This is a genomic window from Chondromyces apiculatus DSM 436 (genome assembly GCF_000601485.1).
Taxonomy (GTDB): Bacteria; Myxococcota_A; Polyangia; order Polyangiales; family Polyangiaceae; genus Chondromyces; species Chondromyces apiculatus.
Genome location: NZ_ASRX01000031.1, coordinates 105726 through 128527, shown reverse-complemented (window position 1 = coordinate 128527; position 22802 = coordinate 105726). Strand labels below are relative to the sequence as shown.

14 protein-coding genes are annotated in these 22802 nt (G+C 71.7%); 7 read left to right on the top strand and 7 right to left on the bottom strand.

Annotated elements, in window-relative coordinates:
* The first annotated feature begins 30 nt into the window (after positions 1–30).
* A complete protein-coding gene (locus CAP_RS21090; protein WP_197041282.1) occupies positions 31–618 on the top strand; it encodes a hypothetical protein in 588 nt (195 codons plus the stop codon).
* Between the two features lie 75 nt (positions 619–693).
* On the opposite strand, the gene CAP_RS21085 is transcribed toward CAP_RS21090, so the two are convergent.
* Positions 694–2271, bottom strand: coding sequence for an AAA family ATPase (locus CAP_RS21085; RefSeq protein ID WP_044243890.1), 1578 nt, complete (start codon positions 2269–2271; stop codon positions 694–696).
* A 63-nt stretch (positions 2272–2334) separates the two neighbouring features.
* On the opposite strand from CAP_RS21085, the gene CAP_RS21080 reads away from it, so the two are divergent.
* A complete protein-coding gene (locus CAP_RS21080; protein WP_044243889.1) occupies positions 2335–5037 on the top strand; it encodes a Rossmann-fold NAD(P)-binding domain-containing protein in 2703 nt (900 codons plus the stop codon).
* Between the two features lie 51 nt (positions 5038–5088).
* On the opposite strand, the gene CAP_RS21075 is transcribed toward CAP_RS21080, so the two are convergent.
* Positions 5089–6525, bottom strand: coding sequence for an amidase (locus tag CAP_RS21075; RefSeq protein ID WP_044243887.1), 1437 nt, complete (start codon positions 6523–6525; stop codon positions 5089–5091).
* 12 nt (positions 6526–6537) lie between these two features.
* The gene (locus CAP_RS21070; protein ID WP_044243886.1) at positions 6538–7116 is read right to left on the bottom strand and encodes a hypothetical protein; all 579 of its coding nucleotides are present in this window, start codon (positions 7114–7116) and stop codon (positions 6538–6540) included.
* Between the two features lie 305 nt (positions 7117–7421).
* Here CAP_RS21070 and CAP_RS21065 point away from each other — a divergent pair, with 305 nt between their 5' ends.
* Both CAP_RS21065 and CAP_RS21060 read left to right on the top strand, forming a co-directional pair.
* A complete protein-coding gene (locus CAP_RS21065) occupies positions 7422–9722 on the top strand; it encodes an MYXO-CTERM sorting domain-containing protein (protein ID WP_044243884.1) in 2301 nt (766 codons plus the stop codon).
* 185 nt (positions 9723–9907) lie between these two features.
* Positions 9908–11137 (top strand): oxygenase MpaB family protein, encoded by a 1230-nt coding sequence (locus CAP_RS21060; RefSeq protein ID WP_044243882.1) that lies wholly within the window; start codon positions 9908–9910, stop codon positions 11135–11137.
* Between the two features lie 122 nt (positions 11138–11259).
* On the opposite strand, the gene CAP_RS45175 is transcribed toward CAP_RS21060, so the two are convergent.
* The 4 genes from CAP_RS45175 to CAP_RS53830 form a co-directional block, all read right to left on the bottom strand.
* Positions 11260–14502 carry a DUF4215 domain-containing protein gene (locus CAP_RS45175; RefSeq protein ID WP_052375605.1) on the bottom strand — a complete coding sequence of 1081 codons (3243 nt, stop codon included), beginning with the start codon at positions 14500–14502 and terminating at the stop codon, positions 11260–11262.
* A gap of 176 nt (positions 14503–14678) precedes the next feature.
* A complete protein-coding gene (locus CAP_RS21050) occupies positions 14679–15002 on the bottom strand; it encodes a hypothetical protein (RefSeq protein WP_044243878.1) in 324 nt (107 codons plus the stop codon).
* Positions 15003–15050: 48 nt separating this feature from the next.
* Complete coding sequence (pgsA, locus tag CAP_RS21045; RefSeq protein WP_044243875.1) at positions 15051–15719, bottom strand: CDP-diacylglycerol--glycerol-3-phosphate 3-phosphatidyltransferase; 669 nt, start codon at positions 15717–15719, stop codon at positions 15051–15053.
* On the bottom strand, positions 15709–18246 hold the full coding sequence (locus CAP_RS53830) for a tetratricopeptide repeat protein (protein WP_052375604.1): 2538 nt from the start codon (positions 18244–18246) through the stop codon (positions 15709–15711). The genes pgsA and CAP_RS53830 overlap by 11 nt, the downstream gene beginning before the upstream one ends.
* 226 nt (positions 18247–18472) lie before the next feature.
* Here CAP_RS53830 and CAP_RS45165 point away from each other — a divergent pair, with 226 nt between their 5' ends.
* The 3 genes from CAP_RS45165 to CAP_RS45160 all read left to right on the top strand — a co-directional run bounded on the left by CAP_RS45165 (position 18473) and on the right by CAP_RS45160 (position 22679).
* Positions 18473–19813: a PAS domain-containing protein gene (locus CAP_RS45165; protein WP_052375603.1), complete on the top strand. Its 1341-nt coding sequence runs from the start codon at positions 18473–18475 to the stop codon at positions 19811–19813.
* Positions 19814–19972: 159 nt separating this feature from the next.
* Positions 19973–21271: a PAS domain S-box protein gene (locus CAP_RS21030; RefSeq protein WP_052375602.1), complete on the top strand. Its 1299-nt coding sequence runs from the start codon at positions 19973–19975 to the stop codon at positions 21269–21271.
* A gap of 103 nt (positions 21272–21374) precedes the next feature.
* Positions 21375–22679: a PAS domain-containing protein gene (locus tag CAP_RS45160; protein ID WP_052375601.1), complete on the top strand. Its 1305-nt coding sequence runs from the start codon at positions 21375–21377 to the stop codon at positions 22677–22679.
* Positions 22680–22802 lie beyond the last annotated feature (123 nt).

Below are 22802 nucleotides of genomic sequence, written 5' to 3'. Positions count from 1 at the left end.
TCCTCCTCGATGGGCGCGAGCCCCTGCCGTGTGAACGAGGCGATGGGCGCGGCGAGGGCTGGCCTTCGAGGAACGTGGCTGGAGCGGGAAGCGAGATGGTGGCGGATGATGTTCTTGATGCTGGCGGTCTGTACGAAAACGCTGGGGCCTCTCTCCACCGAAGCGGTGCGTGAAGGCATCGCGCGCCGCCTGCCGGCGCTCGCCAGCCTCGGCGGACTTCCCGACGGTGCGGAGCGGGTCCCGCACGTGGTGGTGACCAAGGTCGAGCGCGAGCCCGCGCCGATCTACGTGAGTTACGACGACCGCGAGGGGGTGGTCTGCCTGGCGACGCCGCTGCACGGGACGATGGAGCTGGACGACAACATGGAAGGGTTCCAGATCGATGCCAGGAAGAGCGAGGGAGACCTCGGGGACGCGCTGCGCGCCTGCATGGCCAATGCGGTCGATATGGTACGCATCGAAAAGGTCCCGGACATGACCGACGAGGAAGCGTGGCCCCTGGCCATGGCGATGGCCGCGAGCCTCGCCGAACAGGGGAATGGGCTGGTGTATGTCCTCCCTAAGGAATGGGTCGCCCCGGAGGGGGCAGGGATCAGGGTGCTCGGCAAGACGCCTTGAGGGGTGGTCGGTGCTCGGCAGGGAATGTCTTGCGCTCGCCATGGGGTGGCGCAATCGCTCAACGCTATCCCGACCTCACGCCCAGAGCACGGTCACCCCTCTCCCCTCCGGCGTCACGCGCTCCTCGAAGCGGGGCGCTTTGCGCGCCAGCCTCCCGCGCGCGTCGAAGAGCACCAGCGTCCCCCGCCGCAGCCGGAGGCGCGTCAGGTACTCGTCGAGCTGCGCCAGGCCTGCGGTTCGAGGGTTCTTCTGGCCGGACCGCCACACCTTGATCTCCATCGCGCGCCGCTGCACCCCGGGCGCGCCGTCGGCCTTGCGGTACGGAAACCGCACGAGGAGGTCGATGCGCCCTCGCCCGACGCCGTACTCGCGGTCGATGAACCCGCCGCCATTGACCACGCGCTGGAGGAACGCCATCAGCACGAGCTGCGGGGCGATCTCCGGGTAAGGCATGCCCGCGGCGAGGATCTCGCCATGCTCGCGCCAGAACGCGGCGAAGGCGCGCAGGAGGCGGCGCCAGGCGAGCCGGCCGTCGGGGAGGAGGAAGGCGCCCGGTGCGGGCGGAGGGAGCTTCAGCTCGGCGGAGGCGGAGAGCACGCGGGTGATCACCTCGCGGTAGATGGGGTTGGCGATGCGCGGCGGGGCGTCGGGGGCGACGAGGCCGAGGTCGCGGACGTAGCCGAGGTCGTCTTCGTAGGCGTGACCTTCACCGGCGTAGGTGCCCGCGAGGAGGGGCTCGATGACCCGGCGGACACGGGGCTCGGTGAGCTTGTGGGCGAGGGAGTCGAGGTGCGTGGCGCGGGCGTGGATGAGGCGCTCCCGGGCCTGCTCGACGTGGGCGGCGGTGATGGGGGCGGTGACCGGTACGGACAGCTTCTCGACGATCTCGCGGCCGAGGGCGTTGACGAGCCAGGGCTGCCCGGCAGTGACCTCCCACGCTCGGGCCAGGGCTTGCTCCGTGAACGCCTGGCCGGTGTCGGCCGTGTGCTGGGCGTACAGCTCGCGGATCTCGTCTTCGCGGAAGTCGCCCACGCGCAGGGAGTCCACCTTGATGTTGAAGGGGCTGGCGGTGCCGAGGCGCTCCAGGTCTCCGCCGCTCGCCGCCTTGTACTCGCGCACGTCGCGGATGCCGCAGAGGATCACCGAGGAAGGGAAGCCCTCGGGGCGCCGCGTGTGGCCGGCGCGGAGCTGGCGCAGGACGCTGACGAGGCTCTGCCCGCGGAGGGCGTCGATCTCGTCGAACATCAGCACGAGGGGCCGTGGGCAGGCCTGCGTCCAGGTGGCGAGGGCGGCGCCGACCAGGCCTTCGTCTGTGGCGAAGGAGAAGGGGGGAGGCTGGAGGTCGGGAGGGAGGTCGGCCTGCGCGGCGCGGCGCAGCTCTCCGAGCAAGGCGCGCTGGGCCGCGCCGTAGTCATCGCCGAGCGCGCCGCCTTCCTCGCATGAGAAGAGCAGGGCGGCGTACTTGCCGGAGTCCCTGAGCCTCTGCGCCAGGGCGCGGAGGGCGGTGGTCTTGCCGGTCTGGCGCGGGGCGTGGACCACGAAGTAGCCGCGCTGCTCCAGGAGCGGGAGCGCCTCGGGCAAGCGTCGTTCGGCCGGGATCATGTAGTGCCAGTCCGGGCGACAGGGGCCGGCGACGTTGAAGTGGCGCTTCACGGCCGGAGCATGCGGTGGCGGCAGGGCTCACCGCAAGCAGGTCCTTGGCCTATCCTGCCGCGGATGACCAGCCGCTCACGGATCCTCGACAAGCTCGCGCGGGGGCTTGAAGCCCGCTTCGTGAAGGTCCTGCTCGCGGCGCTGATCATCGTCTCGGTGCTGCCGGTGCGGGGGCTGGAGGAGACGCTCCGCCCGCTGTTCCTGGTGGTCTTCGGGATCGAACTCGCGCTCAGGTTCGTGCTCCTGCGGCGGCCCGGGGCGCCGAGCCCGCGCCTCGAACGGCTGCTCTTCGCGCTCGACTTCCTCGCGTTCCTGAGCTTCCTGCCGCTGGAGCGGCTGCTCCATGCGCACGCGGTGGTGGCGCTGCCGGTGCTGCGGCTGTCGCGGCTGCTGCTCCTCGTGCGGTTCACCCGGGAGCTGGCGCTCGACCTGTACTCCATCGTCACCCGGAGGGAGCAGCTCCACCAGTTCGGGCTGGTCACCGCGGCGGTGTGGGCGCTGGCGTTCGGGTCGGCGGTGGTCCTCGATCACCTCGGCATCACCCACGACTACGATGGACGCGAGATCCAGGGGCAGGCGTCGTTCATCGACAGGCTGTGGTGGTCGTTCCGGCAGCTCGAGAGCGCCGACAACCTGGTCGAGCACCTGCACGTGCACCCGGCGGTGGCGCTGCTCTCGCTGGGGCTGACGGTCGTCGGGGTGTTCGTCATCTCGTTCATCATCGGCATCGGGGCGAACGTGGTGGACCAGGTGGTGCGGGCGGAGCGGCGCCGGCCGGTGGGGTACGCGGGGCACGCGCTGGTGGTCGGCGCGGTGCACGAGGCGGAGATGCTGGTGCGGGAGTTCGTGGGGCTGTACGAGCGGAACAGCACGCTCAGGCGCATCCGGCTCTCGGAGATCTGGCAGTGGCTGGTGCGCCACGGGCCGCTGCCGCGGAGGCACGCGCTGCCGCGGATGGTGCTGCTCGGGCCGCGGGACGAGCCGCCGGATTACCTCATGGATCCGCTGATGCGCTGGGTGGTGTACCGGCAAGGCGACGGGGCGGAGCCGGAGGCGCTGGCGCGCGTCGGGGCCTCGGAGGTGAAGCGCGTGCTGGTGCTGGCGCGGGCGGACGCGGGACCCGATGCGGACGCGGTGACGGCGATGGCACTGGCGTCGCTGCGGGCGTTCAACACCCGGGCGCAGGTGTTCGTGGAGGTGCGGGAGAGCCAGAACCGGGAGCTGCTCCGGGCGGCCGGAGGGCCGGGGACGTTCCCGCTCGACATGCCGCGGATCCTGGGGCTCTTCCTGTGCCAGCACCTGGTGACGCCAGGGGTGGAGGCGCTCTACGCGGACCTGATGACCACCGACGGGTCGGAGTTCTACACGCACCTGTTCGTGGACGAGGGGGACGGCGCGGCGCTTGCGAGGCTCGGGGACGTGGACGGGACCATCTCGTTCGTGCGCATGGCGCGCGAGGCGTACCGGGCGCGGGGGGTGATCCTGACGGGCATCTTCCTGGGGGAGGAAGAGCCGCACCGCGCCCTCGGTGGGCTGCCGCGGGTGGAGGGGCTCGTGCAGTGGCTCAACCCGCTGCGGACGCCGGTGCCTGGCTCGCCGGTCGCGCGGTTCGGGGCGCGGGCGGGCAGGATCCCGGCGCGGAAGCTGCGGGGGCTGATCGGGGTCTCGGCGGGGTACGCGCCGCTGCGGCGTTACGGGCGCGATCTGGTGATGGGGCGGGGCATGGCGCGGGCCGAGAAGGGGGAAGGGCGCGAGGAGCAAGGCGAGCGGGAGGCGGAGGTGGGGAGCGCGGGGGACACGGCCTTCGGCTCGGAGGAGAGCCGCTCGGTGGCCCGGTGGGCGCGGGGGCTCGCGCTCACCACGGGCGCGGCGTCGCGGGTGCTGGTGGTCGGCTACAGCGCGACGCTGCCGGCGCTGCTCCACGAACTCGCGCGGTTCGTGCCGGGGGTGGAGGTGATCCTGGTGCTCGGGGAGCGCGGTGACGAGCGGATGCCGCTCGGGGAGCGCCTTGGCTCGCTGGGGCTCGGGCTGGATCCGGCGCAGGCGCCGCCAGGGGCCGAGGGGGCGACGGCCGCGCTGCCGCACGGGGGACGGGCCACGGTGTACACCCAGACGGGGCACGACCTCACGAGCTTCGCGGTGCAGGCGGTGGCCGGTTCGGGCCCGCTCAGCGCGGCGGTGTTCCTGCGCGAGCCGGAGGCGGTGGACGGCGACGCGCGGACGGCGCTCAGGCTGCTCAGGTTCGTGCGCGCGCTGGAGCACCGGGAGCTGGCGCCAGGGGAGCGGCTGCACCTCGTCGTGGAGTTCGACTCGGTGGCGAAGGGCGAGCACATCCGGCGCCTGGTGGACGCGCATCGGTGCGGCTTCGACGGGCCCGAGGGACTGCGGGTGACCTTGATCAGCACCGAGCGGATCAAGAACTACTTCATGGTGCACAGCGCCTTCGTGCCGGGGGTGACCTCGCTCTACGACGAGATCCTCGGGGAGGAGGGGCAGGAGATCGTGCGGCTCGATCCGGCGCGCGAGGACCTCGCGGGGACGCCCGCGGGGGCGCGGCTCGGCTTCGGTGGGCTCCTCGAAGCGCTGGCGCCGCGGGGGCTGATCCCGGTGGCGCTGGAGCACGAGGACGGGCGGGTGATGCTCAACCCGCCGCCGCAGCTCGCGTTCTCGCTGCGCCAGATCCGCGCGGTGTTCGCGCTTGCGGAGATCCAGGAGCTGGAGCCGCCCGAGGTCGCGGCGCTGCGGGCACGGTCGGCGGCGGTGTGAGGGCGCGAGGGCAAGCTGGCGCGGGGGGCCCGGGTGGGGTTGCGCCGTGGTTCAGCCGGCGCAGATGCCCGGGCGGCGGGAGGCCCAGGGGGCTGCCTCTTCGAGCTGCGCGGCGAGGCGGAAGAGGGTGGCCTCGTCGCCCTGGCGGGCCTCGAAGTGCACGCCGATGGGGAGGCCATCCTCGCTCACGTGCAGGGGGACCGACATGGCCGGGTCGCCGGTCACGTTGGCGAGGGGCGTGAACGGCACGGCGGTGAAGAGCCGGTCCATCCAGCCGAAGCCGTCGTAGGTCGGGTCGTTCGCGTCGAGCGTGCCGAGGGGCAGCGGCGGTGCGGCGAGGGTGGGGGAGAGCAGCACGTCGAAGCGGGTGAAGAAGTGGCCGACGGTGCGGGAGATCTGGTCCCGCAGCGCGAACGCGGCGAACACCTCGGCGGCGCTCATCCGGCGACCCGCGGCGAGCAGGGCGAGCGTGGTGGCCTCCACGGTCTCGGGCCCGGCCTCGAGGCCGTACATCGGGGCCACCATGTCGAGCGTGTAGGCGGTGAAGGCGGGGATGAGGTTGAACACCGCCCGGAGCTGCGCGGCGTCGACCTGCGGCCGCGCCGGCACCAGCTCGTGGCCGAGCTCCTCGCACAGCGTGAGGGTGCGCCGGAGGGCCTGCTGGCACGCGTCGCTCACCGGCACGCCGTTCAACGGCTCCTCCATGAAGGCGATCCGGAGCTTCCCCGGCGGCGTGCGGGTCTCCTCCAGGAATGAGCGCGCCGGCGGGGGCACGGTGTACGGCGCGCCAGGATCGGCGCCCGCCGTGACGTCGAGCATGGCGGCGCTGTCCCGCACCGAGCGGGTGAGGACGTGCTCGGCGGCGAGGCCCGCGAGCTGCTCTCCCTCCAGGGGGCCCGCGGGGTTGCGGCCCCGGGTGGGCTTGAGGCCGAAGAGGCCGCAGCAGGAGGCGGGGATGCGGATCGAGCCGGCAGCGTCGGTGCCGTGGGCGAGCGGGACGATGCGCGCGGCGACGGCGGCCCCGCTGCCGCCGCTCGATCCACCGGGGGAGAGATCGGTGCGCCAGGGGTTGCGCGTGGGACCGTGCGCGCGTGGCTCGGTGACGACGTTGAGGCCCAGCTCCGAGGTGCTGGTCTTGCCGAAGGTGACCAGGCCAGCGCGCCGGAAGCGGGCCATCTGCTCGGAATCCACGGGCGCGACGAAGCGCTGGAACAGGCGCGCGCCCATGCCGGTGGGCGCGCCCGCGGTGAGCAGGCTCAGGTCCTTGACGAGGAAGGGCACGCCGGTGAACGGCCCCTCGGGCAGACCAGCGCGCAGGGCCTGCTCGGCGTCGTCGCGCAGGGAGCGGATCACGGCGTTGAGGTCGGGGTTGACCTGGGAGAGCGCCATGGACGCGCACTCGAGCAGCTCGGCAGGCGTCACCTCGCGTTTGCGGACGAGGTCCGCGAGACCGAGGCCATCGAAGGTGGTGTAGTCGGACAGCTTCATCGAGCCGACACCCTACTCCAAGGGGTCCTCGGAGCGGCGCGCCCGGCGCGGGAACAGCATCTGACGCAATGCATCCGGGGGCAGCCCGGAGCGCTCGGCGAGCGCGGCCATCACCACCCGGTTGAGCCGCCCCTCGGGTGGGGCGTGGACCGCGCGCGCGAAGGCCACGTCGACGTCGATGCCGCTATGCGCGCTGGCGCGTGCGGCGAGCGAGGCGAGCGCGGCTGCCTCTGCCTCGTCCGAGGTGGGTGTGGACGTCGCCAGGCGCGAGAGCCGGATCTTCAGGTAGAGGGCGGCGCGCATCAGCGCGTGGTACGCCGCCATCGGCTCCATCCAGGGCGCTGCCGGTCCTCCTGCGACTGCCGCATCGAGCGCTGCGCGGCGGGCGTCGATCTCGTCGAGGGGCAGGTTGTCGAGTTCGTGGAGCGCTCCCGGGAACTCGGCAGCCAGCGCGCGGAACACCTGTCTCTCGGGTACGGGCTCGCCGAGGGCCCGTGCACGGCGCAGCGCCCCGAGCTGCCGGTACTTCTCGGCGAGGCGCGCAAAGGCGGGGCGCCAGGGTGGGAGCGGCGGGGGTCCAGGGCGCGTCATGGCGGAAGTGAGGCGGGAGCGGGAGGCGTGGCGGGAGCGGGAGGCGCGGCGGGAGTGGCCAGAGTGGCCAGAGCGGCCAGAGCGGCCGGAGCGGCCGGAGTGCCCGGAGTGCCCGGAGTGCCCGAGGCCGTCGAGCCCTGGAGGCCGACGCCCTGCCCTGCTGGTCGCCGTCCGTAGCACGGTGGAGACGGGTACGGAGGCGCCTTCGGGCTTTTGGAGGGACCGTCCGACATGTAGGCTGCACGCCGTCGACCCGGGTCATGCTCGTCGATTGGGTCGATGCTCGTCGATTGTTGAGGAGGCTCATGCACCGTCTACCGCTTGCTCCGCTCACTGCACTTGCCCTCGTCCTCTCCACGGCTGCCGCCTCCGCTGCGCCCTCCGCCAAGAGCGCTGCCGGAGGTCGCGCCGTGGAGTGGTTCGACGTGCGCGATCTCGCCTCGGCCCACGCTGGTGTCGCAGGGACGCGCCTCGAACCTCGCGCCGCGGCAGAGCGCTTCCTGCAGAGCGCCGCGGCCGACCTGCGGCTCGAAGGTGTCGACCTCGCGGTGAAGAGCGACCTCCAGGCAGGCACCGCGCGCACCGTGCGCTTCACGCAGACGTACCATGGCCTGCCCGTCATCGGCGGCGCGGTGGCCGTGCGGCTCGGCGCCGATGGTGCGCCACGCGCGGCGGTGCTCGACGTGGCCCGTGGCCTCTCGGTCGCCACGACGCCCGCGCTCGATGAGGGCGCGGCGCGGTCCGCCGTGGAGGAGAGCATCGGCATGTCGCTGCTCTCGCCCCCCTCGTTCCACCTCGCCGTGCAGCCCGAGGCCGAGGGCTCCGGGAAGCTCGTGTGGATGGTGGACATCCACCGCGGCACGCGGAACTCCACGCGCTTCCTGGTCGACGCGCACGACGGCTCCATCGTCTTCGTCCGGCGCACGGCCCTCGATGCGATGGGCCGCGTCTACTCCCTCAACGCCGTCGACACCCCCACGCCGGTGGACGTGCAGCTCAACGATCTCGTCGCCGGCACGCCCCAGTACCTCACGGGCTGGGACGGCAACCTCACCGTCACCAACTACGTCTCCGGGGCGCAGCAGGGAGGCTACACCGTCGAGCAGACGCTCACCCCGAACGCTGGCGAGGACTTCCTCTTCGACCCGCCCGCGGACCCGCTCGATGGAACCGACGGCTTCGCGCAGGTGAACGTCTACTACCACATGACACGCATCCGCGATTACTTCCAGCAGACCCACGGCGTGGACACCTCGCCCGCGAGCTGGAAGGTGACCGCCGTCGCCAACCTGATGGAGAACGGTCAGCCCTTCGACAACGCCTTCTTCGCGCCGGAGACCGAGGGCGTCCTCTCCGGCCCCCTGAGCAGCCCCAACATGATGGGCATCTACCAGGGGACGATGACCGACTTCTCCGGAGACTCGGACGTCTTTCTCCACGAGTTCGGCCACTACATCAGCCACAACGCGGTCGGCTACAACGGGGGCCAGTTCGGGTCGAGCGAGTACGGCATCTCGCCCTGGGGCGGCGGCATCGACGAGGGCATCGCCGACTACTTCGCCTGCACCCTGAACGGCAACGCGATCCTCGGCGAGGCTACGCTGGCCCCACTCGGTGCCGCCCGCGACCTTGAGGACACCGCGAAGGTCTGCCCGAGCGGCGTGGTCGGCGAGGTGCACGAGGACGGCGAGATCATCGGCAGCGTGGGCTGGAGCATCCGGACCGCGCTGGGCGCGGAGGTCGCCGACCGCCTGGTGTGGGGCTCGGTGCAGACCCTGATGCCCGGCTCGTCGCTCGGCGACTTCGGTCGGGGGCTGGTGCAGACCGCCGAGGACCTGGTGGCCGCGGGCGAGATCGATGCGTCGGCAGTCACGACCGTCGAGGCGATCCTCGCGGCGCGCGGCCTCGACGACTGCGACCATGTGCTCCAGGTGCGCCCGAACGAGGAGCGGGTCACCAACCAGATCGGCCTCGGGGCCCTCGCCGCGGGCTTCGGCGCGAGCTGCGCGCAGGTGGCCCAGCTCGGCATCTCCCTGCACAGCTTCTTCCACTTCCAGGCCGAGGTGCAGCCCGGGGACGAGGCGCTGCGCTTCAAGGTGGATCTCACCCCCGTCGAGGGCGGGGCCCTCCAGTGGTCCATCTACGCGCGCGCCGGCGAGCACGTGGGCATGGGCCCGATTCCCCTGCCGATCCCGGGCCTCACGCTCTTCGAGCCGCAGGAGTTCGATTTCAGGGTCGAGGGGATCACCGAGACGGAGGGCGAGCTGGTCATCGACAAGGCCACGGACCCGGAGTTCGCCCCGGGGCGGCAGTACTTCTTCGTGCTGAAGAACCAGAACTGCCCGACCACCGTGGCGCGCATGTCGGTCTCGAACGAGCCGGCCGAGGGCGCCGGTGGTGCTGGCGGCGGCGGCGGCGCGGGCGGCGCAGGTGGCGCGGGCGGCGAGGAGCCCTCGACCCCCTCCGACTCCGACGAGGACTCGGGTTGTAGCTGCAGCATGCCCGGCGACGACGCCTCCTCCGGAAGCCCCTGGGGCGCGCTGCTCGGCCTCGGCCTGGCCACCGCCCTCTTGCGCCGCCGGAACGCCCGCACCTCCTCCCGCTGAGTCTTCCCGGAACCGCAGACCAGAATCTCCGGAGCGAGATTCCCGGTCTGCATCCCGCGTCCTGCGCCCCGCCTCCCTTCTCCCGCCTCCCGCAACCAGCCGCGCCGAAAGGAAGACTCCTGATTCGGGGGTACGCAGCTCCGCGGCTGCGTGCAGAGAACTCGGAGCGCTGCTACCGATGATCCATGATCCCTGCGCGCTTCCAGCCGACGCCCGAGGGCCTGCGTGAGCACGGAGAGCGCCTCGACCGTCTCGCCCCCTACCTCCTCCGCTCCGATCCCCTCGCCGACGAGGTGGCAGGTCTCCTGAGGTCTCCGTTTGGCGATCCGGCCGCGAACAGCGCGGGTGCGGGGGGCGAACCCTCCTGGCCGCCGCCGGGAGTCTCCGGCATCCAGCTCCTGGAACAGGCGCTGCGGGAAGGGCGCGGCACCCTCCCTGGCGCGCCCCCGTCTGTCGAGGCGCTCCTCGAACACACCCGCCGGGTGCCCCTCTGGGTCGACTGGGAAGCCATCGCGCGGGGGGGCTCCGCGTTCATGCGCGCAGGGATGCTCGGGGGCATCGTCCTCGGCGCGGGCGCCCTCGTGCTCAGCTACACCTCGCCGGGCGGCAACAAGCCCCTGGTGTTCTCTGGGCGGCTGCAGGAGCAGGCGTCGCGGCGGCTCGGGGAGACGGGCCACTTCGTGCGGGCGGTGACCCAGCCCGAGGCCCTGCGGCAAGGCGGCGAGGGGCAGCTCCTCTCGCTCAAGGTCCGGCTGATGCACGCCGGGGTGCGCCGCCTCATCCGCCAGAGCGGGAGGTTCCGGGTGGATCTGTGGGGAGAGCCCATCAACCAGCACGACATGCTGGGCACCCTGATCCTGTTCTCCGTGGTGGTGATCGAGGGGCTCGCCAAGTTCGGCTACCGCATGCCCCCGCGCGACGCGGAGGGCCTGGTGCACCTCTGGCGCTACGTCGGCTACCTGATGGGCGTCGACCATGACTTGCTCCCCGGTTCGTACGCCGAGGCGCGCCGCTACGGGGAGATGATCCAGGCGACGCAAGGGCAGCCCGACGACGACTCGCGCGCCCTGGTGCGCGCGCTGCTCCACGGCGACATCGAGGAGGCGCGCACGCCGAAGCAGCGGGAGTTCGCCGAGAAGCGCCTCCGGGTCGCCTCGGGCATCATGCGGTTCCTGCACGGCGACGAACTCGCCGACGTGCTCGCAATCCCGCACTCCCCGGTGGGCGTGGTGATGCCCGTGGTGCGGGCGCTGGTCTCCGCGACGGAGCGGGCGCGGGGGCTGTCACCCGTGCGAAGCTGGGCCTTCGCCGCAGGTACCCGCTACTGGGACGCCGCCGTGGCAGCAGGCCTGCGCGGGATCGCCGCCGACTTCATGCCCCCCGAGCGCCTCGCGAAGACAGAAGCCGTGGCCTGAAGGGGGTACTGCGTACCCTGAATCAGGGGCCTTCGGCCCGAGGGGGATGCCGGTGAGGGGAGGGGGAGCGCGTCCCCGCCGCTGACGTTGCGCGCGGCGAGGAGCGTGGGTGAGGGGAGGGATCAGGCGCGGCGGTCGTGCGCGCTGCGACGGCTTCCGCGGCGGCCTTGGGCGCGGCGGAGCGCTGCGGCGGCGAGGGCGCTGCCGAGCATGAGCCAGGCGGGGGCGGGTGCAGGACCGCTGCCTGCCGTGCGGCAGCCGCAGCCGCCGTCGTCACTCGCGGTGCCGTCGCCACCACCCGCGTTCACGTCGCCGCCCTGGCCGTTGTCGCCGCCCTGGCCGTTGTTGCCACCCTGGCCGCTGCCACCCTGGCCGCTGCCACCCTGGCCGCCATTCTCGGAGGTGCAGTCCGGCGCGCAGCCGTCGCCCGCGACCCCGTTGCCGTCGTCGCAGTCCTCCACGCCCACCTGGACGTGGCCGTCGCCGCAGGAGGGGAGCTTGCACGTGGCGAGGCAGGCGTCGGTGTTGGAGGCGTTGCCGTCGTCGCACGCTTCACCGGGCTGCAGGAGGCCGTCGCCGCAGAAGGAGTTCAGGCAGACCGAGGAGCAGCCGTCGCCGTCGTTCTGGTTGCCGTCGTCGCAGTTCTCGACGCCCTCCTGGATGTGGCCGTCGCCGCAGGTGGCGACGACGCAGGTGGCGAGGCAGGCGTCGTTGCTGGCGTCGTTGCCGTCGTCGCACTCCTCCATGCCGGCGCGCACGTACCCGTCGCCGCAGGTGGCCGTGAGGCAGGTGTTGAGGCAGGCGTCGGTGTTGGAGGCGTTGCCGTCGTCGCACTGCTCGGGCGCGTGCACCACGCCGTCGCCGCAGCCGGGCAGCGAGCAGTTGTTGCGGCAGTCATCGTCGTCGTTCTGGTTGCCGTCGTCGCAGGCCTCCACGCCGACCTGGATGATCCCGTCGCCGCAGGTGGCCATGACGCAGTTGTTGCGGCAGGCGTCGGTGCTCACCTGGTTGCCGTCGTCGCACTCCTCCACGCCGGCGCGCACCACGCCGTCGCCGCACGCGGCGGTTTCACAGGTGTTGAGGCAGGCGTCGGTGTTGATCTGGTTCTGATCGTCGCACTCCTCCACGCCAGCCTGGATCACGCCGTCGCCGCAGGTGGCCATGATGCAGGTGTTGAGGCAGGCGTCGGTGTTGACCTGGTTGCCGTCGTCGCAGGTCTCCGGGCCGTTCATGACGCCGTCGCCGCAGTAGGGGCCCATCGCGGTGCAGGTGGCGTTGCAGTAGCCGTACTGGCCGTTGTTGACGCCGCTGTCGCAGGCCTCGCCGGGCACGGTCACCCCGTCGCCGCAGATGGGGTTCGCCACGAACTCGTAGGCGCCCATGTCGTACTCGGCGCCGTTGATCCCGTCGCCGTTGAGCGGCCGGGTCACGTCGTCGCGGTCCGAGGTGGGAGCACCAGCCGCCGTGCCCACATCGATGCTGGTGCTGGTGGACTGGAGGTGCAGGTCCGTCGGCGCGTTGACGTAGAGGGGGTTCGAGGAGATGCAGCCCATGCCCTCGCTGGCGCCCGTGTAGTTGCCCGAGCTGTTGCCCCACACGTTGGAGTAGGTGGTGGCGATGGTGGCGGTCCCGCCGCCGGAGTAACGGCGGATCCCGTACCCCGAGTTGCTGCTGAGGATGCTGTTCGTCACCGACACCGTGGCGCTCGTGCCCGACGACGCCTCCACGTGGAGGCCGGCGCTGCCGTTCCCGTGGAGCGTCGCGTTGGTGATCACGTGCGTGGTCGCGCCGCTGCTGATCGAGATGTTGACGCCGTTGCCGCTGCTCTGGCGCACCACGCTGTTCACCAGCGTGCCCGAGGCGCTGCCGGTGAGGGTGACGCCGACCCCGTTGCCGTAAGCGGTGACGGCGCGGAGCACCGGGCTGCCTGCGGTCGCGTGGAAGCCCGTCGAACAGGTGTGCAGGATCAGGTGGTTCAGGGCGACCGCGCCCGTCGCCTCGTAGCGGATCCCGTAATACGCCTCGTTGATGGTCACGTGCGAGAGCGTGGAGCCCGCGGCGCTAGGCAGGAAATGCACCCCGTACCAGGAGGTCGAGGACGTGCCCGCGCTCGTCAGGACGACCGGAGCGGCGAGGGTGCCCTCGGCGTCGAGCACGCCTTCCACCCGCAGCTCGCTGCGCGCGGTGTCGGCACCGGCGGCCATCAGGTCGTTCGTGGCGAAGTTGAGGGTCACGCCCGGCGGGATGGTCAGCGTGACACCCGGAGGGACCGTGAGATCTCCCGCCACCGTGTAGGGGGACTGGCTGGTCGTCAGCGTGGTGTCGACCCAGAGCGTGCCGTGCAAGCCGTTCGTCGCGTCGCCGCCGTACGGGAGCGCGCCGATGTCCTGGCCCGTCTCCCCGGCGAAGCGCGCCGGGGAGTTGGAGGTCAGCCGCAGGTTCGTCGGCGCGTTCACGAAGAGCGGGTTCGCCATGAGGCTGCCCGTGCCCGCGGTGGCGCCGGTCAGGTTCCCGGAGGCGTTCCCCCAGATGTTGGAGTAGGTGATGTTGAAGGTCGTCGTCCCGCCGCCGGAGAAGCGGCGGATGCCGTACCCCGAGTTGCTGGTGATGACCGCGTTCTTGACGTTGATCGTCGTCGAGGTGCCCGACGAGGACTCGCCGTGGATGCCGGCGCTGCCGTTGCCGTAGATGGTGCAGCCCGTGACGTTGATGGTCGCCGAGCCGCTCGACGTGTTGATGTTGAGTCCGTTGCCGCTGCTCCCGCGGATCACCGAGCCCGTGAGGTTCAGCGAGGCGTTGCTGGTCACGGTGATCCCCGTGCCGTTGCTCAGGAATGTCGACCCGGTGACGGTCGGCGTGCCGGCGAGGATCTGCATCCCCGTGCTGTTGTTCTGGATCGTCGAGCCCTGGATCTGGAGCTGGGTCCCCGGCGAGCTGTTCCGTACGCCGTAGTACGCGTGCTGGAGGATGGCGCCGTTGAGCGACACGGTGGCGGCGCTCGCGCTGACCACGATGCCGTACCAGGAAGTCGACGAAGAGCCGTTCTGCGCCTGGAAGGTGACCTGGTTCGACGCCGTCCCGTTGACCGTCAGGGTGCCGTTCACGGTCACCTCGACCCTGGTCGTGTCGAGGCCCGAGACCTGGCCGTCGGTGTTGGCCAGCCTGACGGTGGTGCCCGCCTCGATGGTCAGCGTGGCGCCGCTCGGGATGGTGATGTCCCCCTGGACGAGGTAGGGGCTCCCCGCGGGGGTCCAGGTCTGGTTGATGACGTTCCCGCCGGCGACGGTGGTCTGGGCCAGGGCGAGGCGCGGCAGACAGACCACGCAGAGCACGGCTGTGAGCAGGGCAAAGAGAAGACGGCGCAAGGGGACACCTCCGGTGCTTTGGAAAGCAACCCTGAGTTATCCCCGAAGGATCGGCCCGCGCCAAGAGGCAGCGGAAGCGGTCGGGCGAGAAAGGAAGGGTGCGAGGAGTGCTGCGCCTCGGCGCCTGTCACCTACCGTCGCCGCCGATCGGCCCCCCGTCCGTCGTCCCCGTCCGTTCAGCTCCCGCCGGTGCCGCCTGCGCCGCCCGCTCCGTCCGAGCCGCCCGCGCCGCCAACGCCGGTGGTGGTCGTGGTGGTCGTGGTGGTCGTGGTGGTCGTCGTGGAGGTGGTGGAGACGCCTCCCTCGCGGCAGTACGGGTCCGTGCCGCCGGTCTCGGGGCAGCAGACGTAGACGTCGCCGATCACCTGGGTGCAGAGCAGGCCCGAGTCGCAGTCCTCCGCGGCGAGGGGGCTACAGCGCTCACCCTCCTGCTGCAGACTGCAACCGAGGAGGGTAAACGACGCGAGAGCCGCTGCGACCGCGAGCACGAGCACCTTCACGGGGACGGTCCTTAGCAGAAAGCGGCGGCCTTGCCCACCGCGCCGTGTTCACGCCGTGCCGCGGTTCTTTGCGTCGATGGCGTCGATGAACAGCCCCATGTACTTGGCGGCGCTGGTGATGGAGAAGACCAGCGACAGGTACACGAGCAGGCGGCCCACGTGGATCAGGTCCACGACTCCGAAATCGATGCCGAAATGCACGTGGTACGGGTAGCCGAGGATGAGGCAGAGGATGCCCACCATCTGGAGCGCCGTCTTCACCTTGCCGCCGTCGCCCGCGGCGATAACCAGGCCCTCGGTGGAGGCGATGGAGCGGAGGGCAGTGATGGTGATCTCCCGGGAGATCAGGAGCACCACGGCCCAGGCCGGGATGCGGCCCATGGGGACCAGCCACACCAGGGTGCCGGAGACGATGAGCTTGTCGGCGAGGGGGTCGAGGAACTTGCCGAGCACGCTGACCAGCCCCTGGCGGCGCGCGAGGTAGCCGTCGAGCATGTCGGTGAGCGCGGCGAGCGAGTACACGCCCGCGGCCCAGAAGCAGTCGCGCGGGGCCCCCCGGCTGAGGAGCACGAGCACGAGGGGGATCATCAGGATGCGGGCGAAGGTGAGCAGGTTGGGCAGGTTCTTCGCGTCCTCCCAGAGCGTGCGCCGCCGCTCGCGCTTGATGCGGCGGATGGCGCCCTTCTCCAGGACCTCGCCCACCACCTCAGTGCCCATCGACGATCACCATGCCTTCTCCGGAGAACGCGACCATGCCGCGCAGGCCCGCCGGGGCCTCGCTCGTGGACAGCGCCCGCGGCAGGATACGCCCGATCCAGCCGCGCACCACGCCCGCGTGCACCACCGTGGTGCGGCCTCCCTGGATCTCGATGGTCGCCGAGCGCTCGGAGAGGGCGCAAACCACGCCCCCCCGCCCCCGGAGCTGGATCAGGGGGACCGCCTCTCCGTCACCCGTGGGGAGGCGGCCGTTCTCGTAGGTGACCGACAGCTCGAAGCCGATCAGCGCGTCCTCGCGGAGGTAAAGGGGGTCGTCGGCGAGATCGAGGGGGAACAGGCGCAGCCCGTCGGGCGGCACGAGGACCAGCTCGCAGCGCCCTCCGATCTCGTGGATCGAGGCCGTCGCCCCCCCGAGCGGCTCGTCCTGATCGCGGCCCCGGCTCCTCCGGGTGAGCACCTTGGTGGGCACGCCGAGCGCGGTGGTCAGGGTGCGGACGGCGTTGAGGCGGGTGGCGAACCCCTTCTGGGCCTGGACGAGCACGAGGCCCGAGGCGTGCTGGGCGAGCGGCAGATCGCGCGGGAACACGAGGAGCCGCTCGCGGGCGAAGGCGAGCGGTGTGCCGGGAGGCTGCGCGAACACGGTGCGCGCGGACTCGGGATCCGGCGCCACGCTCGGCATCTTTCCCGCCTGGTGCGCCTGCGCAGTGCCAGGGCCGGGCGCGGCGAACGGGGGCGGCGCCGCGCTGAAGGTCTGCACAGTGTGGTGGCCCTGGGTCACGTGATGGTTCGACGCCGTGTGCTGGCCGGGCGCCACGCTCGGGCGCGCCGCAGCAGCGGGCGCATGCGCTGGATCCGTGGCGTGTGCGGGGGGCGCGGCAGGCGCGGCAGGCGCGGGGTGCGGGGCCACCGGCGGTGACGCGACGCGGGGAGGCGCCGCGCTGTGGCCCGCGGTGCCCACGGCGCCCGCGCGGGGTGCGGCAGCGGCAGGCGCGGGCGGCGGCAGGGAGGCCGAGGTGTTCAGGGTGGGGATGGCGGCAGTGTCGGCGCTCGTGGTGCTGGCGAGGGCGCTGCCACGCAGGCCGAGGGGAGGCTGGCTGACGATGGGCGGCGAGACCTCACCGCCGGAGGACGCGCCACTCGGCGCTCCCGTGTACGGCGGCGGCGGGAGCGTCTTCCGGTGCACCCCGGTGTGGTTCGTGGGGCGCGTCGCCGGCATGGAGATCGGCGCCGGGCGCACGACGGGACCGAAGCCGGGCGGCGGAGGTGGCGGCGGCGGGGCCGGGGGAGCGCGGAGAGGTGGTGGCACGGGCGATCCCGCAGCAGGTCTCGGCGCCTGCAGCGTTTGCCTCGCGTGCGTCGCTTCCGCGGGGGGCGCCGGCTGCGCGGTGTGGGCCGCATGCGCGGCATGCGCAGCAGGCACGGGGGAGCGCCCGGGGGCAGCCTGCGTCGCCTGTGCTGTGCGGGCCGCGGGCGCGGCGGGTGCGGCAGGCACGGGGGAGCGCCCGAGGGCAGCCTGCGCTGGGGCGGCTGGAGCGGCGGCGGGCACGGCGTCCGCCGGCGGTATCTCGGGGAGGGGCGCCGACAGCGTGCTCGGAAGATCGGGCAGCGGCGGCGCGCGCAAGCTGAGCTCCAGGGGCTCGCGCAGGGTGGGCAGGGCGCCGAACTCCTCGCGGCCAGGTTCGAGCGCCGACCAGGTGCCCGTGGGGATGCGCGGCAGGTCGGAGTCGCGCGTGAAGCCGCGCTGATCGAGGGCCTGGGCGGCTTCATTCATGGCCTGGCGCACCTCGTCCTTCATGGGCTCGCGGAGCAGATCGCGCAGGGGATCGGGCGCGATGTGGGGCGCGACGTCGGGCGTGGCGTCGGAGGGGGCGTAGGGCGCGGCATCGAGCGCGGCATCGGGCGCGGCATCGGGCTCGGCGCCGACGGTGAGCGGCGCGCTCGCTGCGCTCGCTGCAGAGGAAGCGAGCAGCAGCGGGCGCTTCGAGCCGGGGCCAGCGGACACCACGGCGTGGGCGAGGCCGGAGGGGTGCGCCGGGGGAGCTACGGTCGTCTGGGTGAGGCGGCGCGCCATGGCGTCGTGGCCGCCGACGGCGAAGGCGTTGATGGCCCGCTGGTTGTCGCCGAGGCGCTGGTGGGCGAGGCCGAGATACCCCCAGGCACGCTGGTGGTTCGGGGCGTGCTCCAGGACCTTCTCCAGCTCGCTGCGGGCCTGGGCGGGCTGGCCGGTCTTCAGGTAGCAGAGCGCGAGGTTGATGCGCGGCTCGACGGCATCGGGGTGCTCGTAGACGAGCCGCTCGTAGATGGTGATCGCGCGGGGGTAGAGCCCCAGGCGGAAGTACACGATGCCGAGGAGATCTTGTCCCTTCGGATCGCTGGGCTGGAGCGAGAGCGCTTGCTCCAGCTCCGCTTTGGCGGCGTGGACCCGGTTGTCCTCGAGGAGCTCGGTGCCGCGGTGGAGGTGAAACAGAAAGTCCTCCGCGCTCACCTCGTCGGTGGGTGCGGGGCGATGCTCATCACGGTCGACCACATGCAAGAGGGTACACGAAAATTCTCGTGTCGCCGCTGACCACCGAGAAAAGTGGCGTCCCTCCCGGACGGAGGGCGCCCTCGCGCGTGTGGACAGCGAGCGCCTCGGGAGTCACTCTCGCGCTCACCTTCGGATGAGGCTTGTGTCCGCCGTGGCCGATGCGGCGCCGAGGGCGCGCCTTCCGGCGCGCCACACGCCAGGATGAAGACGAAGGGGGAGTTCACGGATGAGCAACGTCGCGGGGCTGAAGGCAGAGGTCGAGGCGCTCACGCGTCGCGTCGAGGAACTCGGGCGTCGCAATGAGGAGCTCGGGCGTCGCAACGAGGAGCTGACGCGGGAGCTCACCGGGTGCCGTGAGCGCGAGGTGCGCTACCGGGGGATTCTCGACGCGCAGCACGAGTTCATTTGCCGTTTCACGCCCGATGGGCGGCTCAGCTACGTGAACGACGCCTACTGTCAGTATTTCGGCAGGACCCGGGAGTCGCTCCTCGGCAACACCTTCTCGCCGGTGCTGCTTGAGGAGGATCGCGCGTACGTGGGCGAGCGGATGGAGAGCCTCGGAAAGGACAACCCGTTCGTGCTCACGGAGCTGCCGATCATCCGGCCCGACGGGCAGCGGGTGTGGCAGCGGTGGGCGAACTACGTGATCTTCGACGAGGCCGGGGAGGTGGTGGAGCTTCAGGGGGTCGGGGCCAATATCACCGAGGGGCGCGAGGCCGAGGCGGCGATGCGGCGTCAGAACGAGCAGCTCGAGCGCGCAGCCGTGGAGCGCGCGGCGCAGCTCCGCAACTTTTACACGCTCACCGAGTCCGTGCCGGACGCGGTGGCGCTGATCGATGACCAGGGCTCGATCCACTACGCGAACCCGGCCTGCGTGCGGCTCGCCGAGGCCGGTGCGTCGCCCGTGGGCAAGCGCGTGGCGGAGATGTTCCCGGAGGTGCAGGCCGTCTTCGAGGAGGCGGTGCGCGAGGCGAAGTCCGCGGGCGTCTGGCAGAGCGAGCTGCTCCTCCTCTCCGAGGAGCGGGGGCAGCTCGCGGTGTGCATGACACTCGTGAAGATTGAGGGACCTGCTGGTCTGGACGGGTCCCTGGGGATGGTGCTGCGCGACGTGAGCGCGGAGCGGAAGGCGGAGGCGGAGCGGGCGGCGCTGCAGGCGAAGGTGATCGCGTCACAGGACGCGATGATCCGGGAGCTGTCGACGCCGCTCCTGCCGCTCGCGGAGCAGGTGCTGGCGCTGCCGCTGATCGGGGTGATCGACAACCGGCGGGCAGCGGTGGTGCTGGACACGCTGCTGAACGGGGTGGTGGAGCATCAGGCGAGCACGGTGCTGATCGACGTGACCGGGGTGGGGATCATGGATTCCCATGTCGCCGACGTGCTGATGCGGACCGCGAAGGCGGTTCGGCTCCTCGGGGCCGAGGTGGTGCTGACAGGGATCCAGCCGCACGTGGCGCAGACGCTGGTGACGCTCGGGGTGGACGTGGGCGCCATGGTGACGCTGCGGTCGCTGAAGGACGGTATCGCGTTCGCGATGCGCCGGAAGCGTGAGCTCTCGACTGGGGCGTGAGCGGCATGGTATCTCACCAACTGGGGAATGACGCATTGCGCGGTGGACATCGCGCGCCACTCTCGCGATCTTCATGGATGCGGGACTGGGCGGCGTGATCGCCAGGGTGCCGCGCGGCAACTGCGGAAGGGGGGGCTATGGGCACAGGGGAGTTCACGCATGAGCGACGTCGCGGGCTTGAAGGCAGAGATCGAAGCGCTCACGCGCCGCACTGAAGCACTGACCCGGGAGCTGGCAGCGTCCCGGGAGAGCGACGCGCGTCACCGGGGGATCCTCGATGCGCAGCACGAACTCATTTGCCGGCTCCTGCCCGACGGGCGGCTCACCTACGTGAACGACGCTTACTGCCGCTACTTCGAGCGCACGCGGGAGTCGCTCCTCGGCAACACCTTCACGCCCCTCGTGCCCGAGGAGGATCGCGCGTACGTGGAAGGGGTGTTCGGGAGCCTCGGCAAGGACAAGCCATTCATGGTGACCGAGCACCGGGTCATCCGCCCCGACGGGCGGATCGCGTGGCAGCGGTGGGCGGATCACGTGCTCTTCGACGAGGCGGGAGAGGTCGCCGAGATGCAGGCGGTGGGGATCGACATCACCGAGGGGCGTGAGGCCGAGGAGGCGGTACGTCGTCAGAACGACCAGCTCGAGCGGGCAGCCGTGGAGCGCTCGGCGCAGCTCCGCAACTTCCACACCCTCACCGAGTGCGTGCCGGACGCGGTGGCGCTGATCGACAGCGAGGGGGTGATCTTCTACGCGAACCCGGCCTACGTGCGGCTCGCGGGGGGCAGCGACTCTCCCGTGGGCAAGCGCGCAGTGGAGGTGCACTCCGAGGTGCAGGACATCCTCGAGGAGGCGATGCGCCAGGCGAGGCTTGCGGGCTTCTGGCAGAGCGAGCTGCTCCTCCTGCCGGCGGAGCGGGGGCAGATCGTGGCGCTGGCGACGCTCGTGAAGATCGAGAGCGGGAGCGACGCTGGGGGTGTGGTGGGCATGGTGCTGCGCGACGTGAGCGCGGAGCGGGAGGCGGAGGCGGAGCGGGCGGCGCTGCAGGCGAAGGTGATCGAGGCGCAGGAGACCATGATCCGGGAGCTGTCGACGCCGCTCCTGCCGCTCGCGGATCAGGTGCTGGCGCTGCCGCTGATCGGGGTGATTGACAACCGGCGGGCAGCGGTGGTGCTGGACACGCTGCTGAACGGGGTGGTGGAGCACCAGGCGAGCACGGTGCTGATCGACGTGACCGGGGTGAGCATCATGGATTCGCACGTCGCCGATGTGCTGATGCGGACGGCAAAGGCGGTGCGGCTTCTCGGGGCCGAGGTGGTGCTGACGGGGATCCAGCCGCACGTGGCGCAGACGCTGATGACGCTCGGGGTGGACGTGGGCGCCACGGTGACCTTGCGCTCGTTGAAGGATGGCATCGCGTTCGCGATGCGCAGGAGGCGTCAGGCGACAGGTAGGGGATGACGGCGGAGAGGCAAGGGGGCTAGCGAAGGGGGTCGGCGAAGGGGGGGTCGGCGAAGGGGGGGGTCGGCGAAGGGGGGGGCCGGCGAAGGGGAGGAGTTCACGGATGAGCGACGTCGCAGCGTTGAAAGCGGAGATCGAGGCACTCACGCGCAGGAACGAGGCGCTGACCCAGGAACTCGCGGCGTGCCAGCAGCGCGAGGCGCGCTACCGGGGGATCCTCGACGCGCAGCAAGAGCTCGTGGTCCGGTTCACCCGGGACCAGCGCCTCACGTACGTGAACGGCGCCTACTGCCGGTACTTCGGGGAGGCCGCGGAGTCGTTCATCGGCACCTCGATCGTGCCCGTGCTGGCCGAGGAAGAGCGCGCGCGTGTGGAGATGGAGATCGGGAAGCTCGGCAAGGACAATCCGGTCTGGATCAGCGAGCAGCGGGTTCACCGGCCTGACGGGAGCCTCGGCTGGCATCGGTGGACGGACTACGTGATCCTCGACGAGGCCGGGGAGGTCGTCGAGTTCCAGGGGGTAGGGACCGACGTCACCGAGGCGCGCGAGGCCGCGGAGGCGATGCGGAAGCAGAACGAGCAGCTCGAGCGCGCGGCCGTGGAGCGCGCGGCGCAGCTCCGCAACTTCTACACGCTCACCGAGTCCGTGCCGGACGCGGTGGCGCTGGTCGACGGGGAGGGGGTGATCTTCTACGCGAACCCGGCGTACGTGCGGCTCGCGGGGAACAGCGAGGCGCCCGTGGGCAAGCGGGTGGTGGAGGTGTACCCGGAGGTGCAGGAGACGCTCGTGGAGGCGATGCGGCAGGTACAGCGCTCGGGCTTCTGGCAGGGCGAGCTGCTCCTGCCCTGCAAGGAGCGAGGGCAGCTCGTGGTGATCGCGACGCTGGTGACCATCGAGGGCGCCTCCGGCTCCGGGGGAGTCCTGGGCATGGTGCTGCGCGACGTGAGCGCGGAGCGGAAGGCAGAGGTGGAGCGGGAGTCGCTGCAGGCGAGGGTGATCGAGGCGCAGGACGCGATGATCCGGGAGCTGTCGACGCCACTCCTGCCGCTCGCCGAGCAGGTGCTGGCGCTGCCGCTGATCGGGATGATGGACAACCGGCGGGCGGCGGTGGTGCTGGACACGCTGCTGAACGGGGTGGTGGAGCACCAGGCGAGCACGGTGCTGATCGACGTGACCGGGGTGGGGATCATGGATTCGCACGTCGCCGACGTGCTGATGCGGACCGCGAAGGCTGTGCGTCTCCTCGGGGCCGAGGTGGTGCTGACGGGGATCCAGCCGCACGTGGCGCAGACGCTGGTGACGCTCGGGGTGGATGTGGGCGCTGTGGTGACGCTGCGCTCGCTGAAGGACGGCATCACCTTCGCGCTGCGCCGGAAGCGTCAGGCCGCGGCCGCGGAGCAGGGATGACAGGCGTGAGACCAGAAGGCGCGGTCCAGGGAGCCGGGTGAGCAGTCCAGGGAGCCGGGTGCGCACTCCAGGGAACCGGGTGCGCACTCCAGGGAGCCGGGTGCGGGACCCCGCCGTGGGGAT

Coding starts and splice junctions, on each gene's coding strand:
- CAP_RS21080 (WP_044243889.1), top strand. CDS start 2,335: ATGACCAGCCGCTCACGGATCCTCGACAAGCTCGCGCGGGGGCTTGAA.
- CAP_RS21075 (WP_044243887.1), bottom strand. CDS start 6,525: ATGAAGCTGTCCGACTACACCACCTTCGATGGCCTCGGTCTCGCGGAC.
- CAP_RS21070 (WP_044243886.1), bottom strand. CDS start 7,116: ATGACGCGCCCTGGACCCCCGCCGCTCCCACCCTGGCGCCCCGCCTTT.
- CAP_RS21065 (WP_044243884.1), top strand. CDS start 7,422: ATGCACCGTCTACCGCTTGCTCCGCTCACTGCACTTGCCCTCGTCCTC.
- CAP_RS21060 (WP_044243882.1), top strand. CDS start 9,908: ATGATCCCTGCGCGCTTCCAGCCGACGCCCGAGGGCCTGCGTGAGCAC.
- pgsA (WP_044243875.1), bottom strand. CDS start 15,719: ATGGGCACTGAGGTGGTGGGCGAGGTCCTGGAGAAGGGCGCCATCCGC.
- CAP_RS45165 (WP_052375603.1), top strand. CDS start 18,473: ATGAGCAACGTCGCGGGGCTGAAGGCAGAGGTCGAGGCGCTCACGCGT.
- CAP_RS21030 (WP_052375602.1), top strand. CDS start 19,973: ATGAGCGACGTCGCGGGCTTGAAGGCAGAGATCGAAGCGCTCACGCGC.
- CAP_RS45160 (WP_052375601.1), top strand. CDS start 21,375: ATGAGCGACGTCGCAGCGTTGAAAGCGGAGATCGAGGCACTCACGCGC.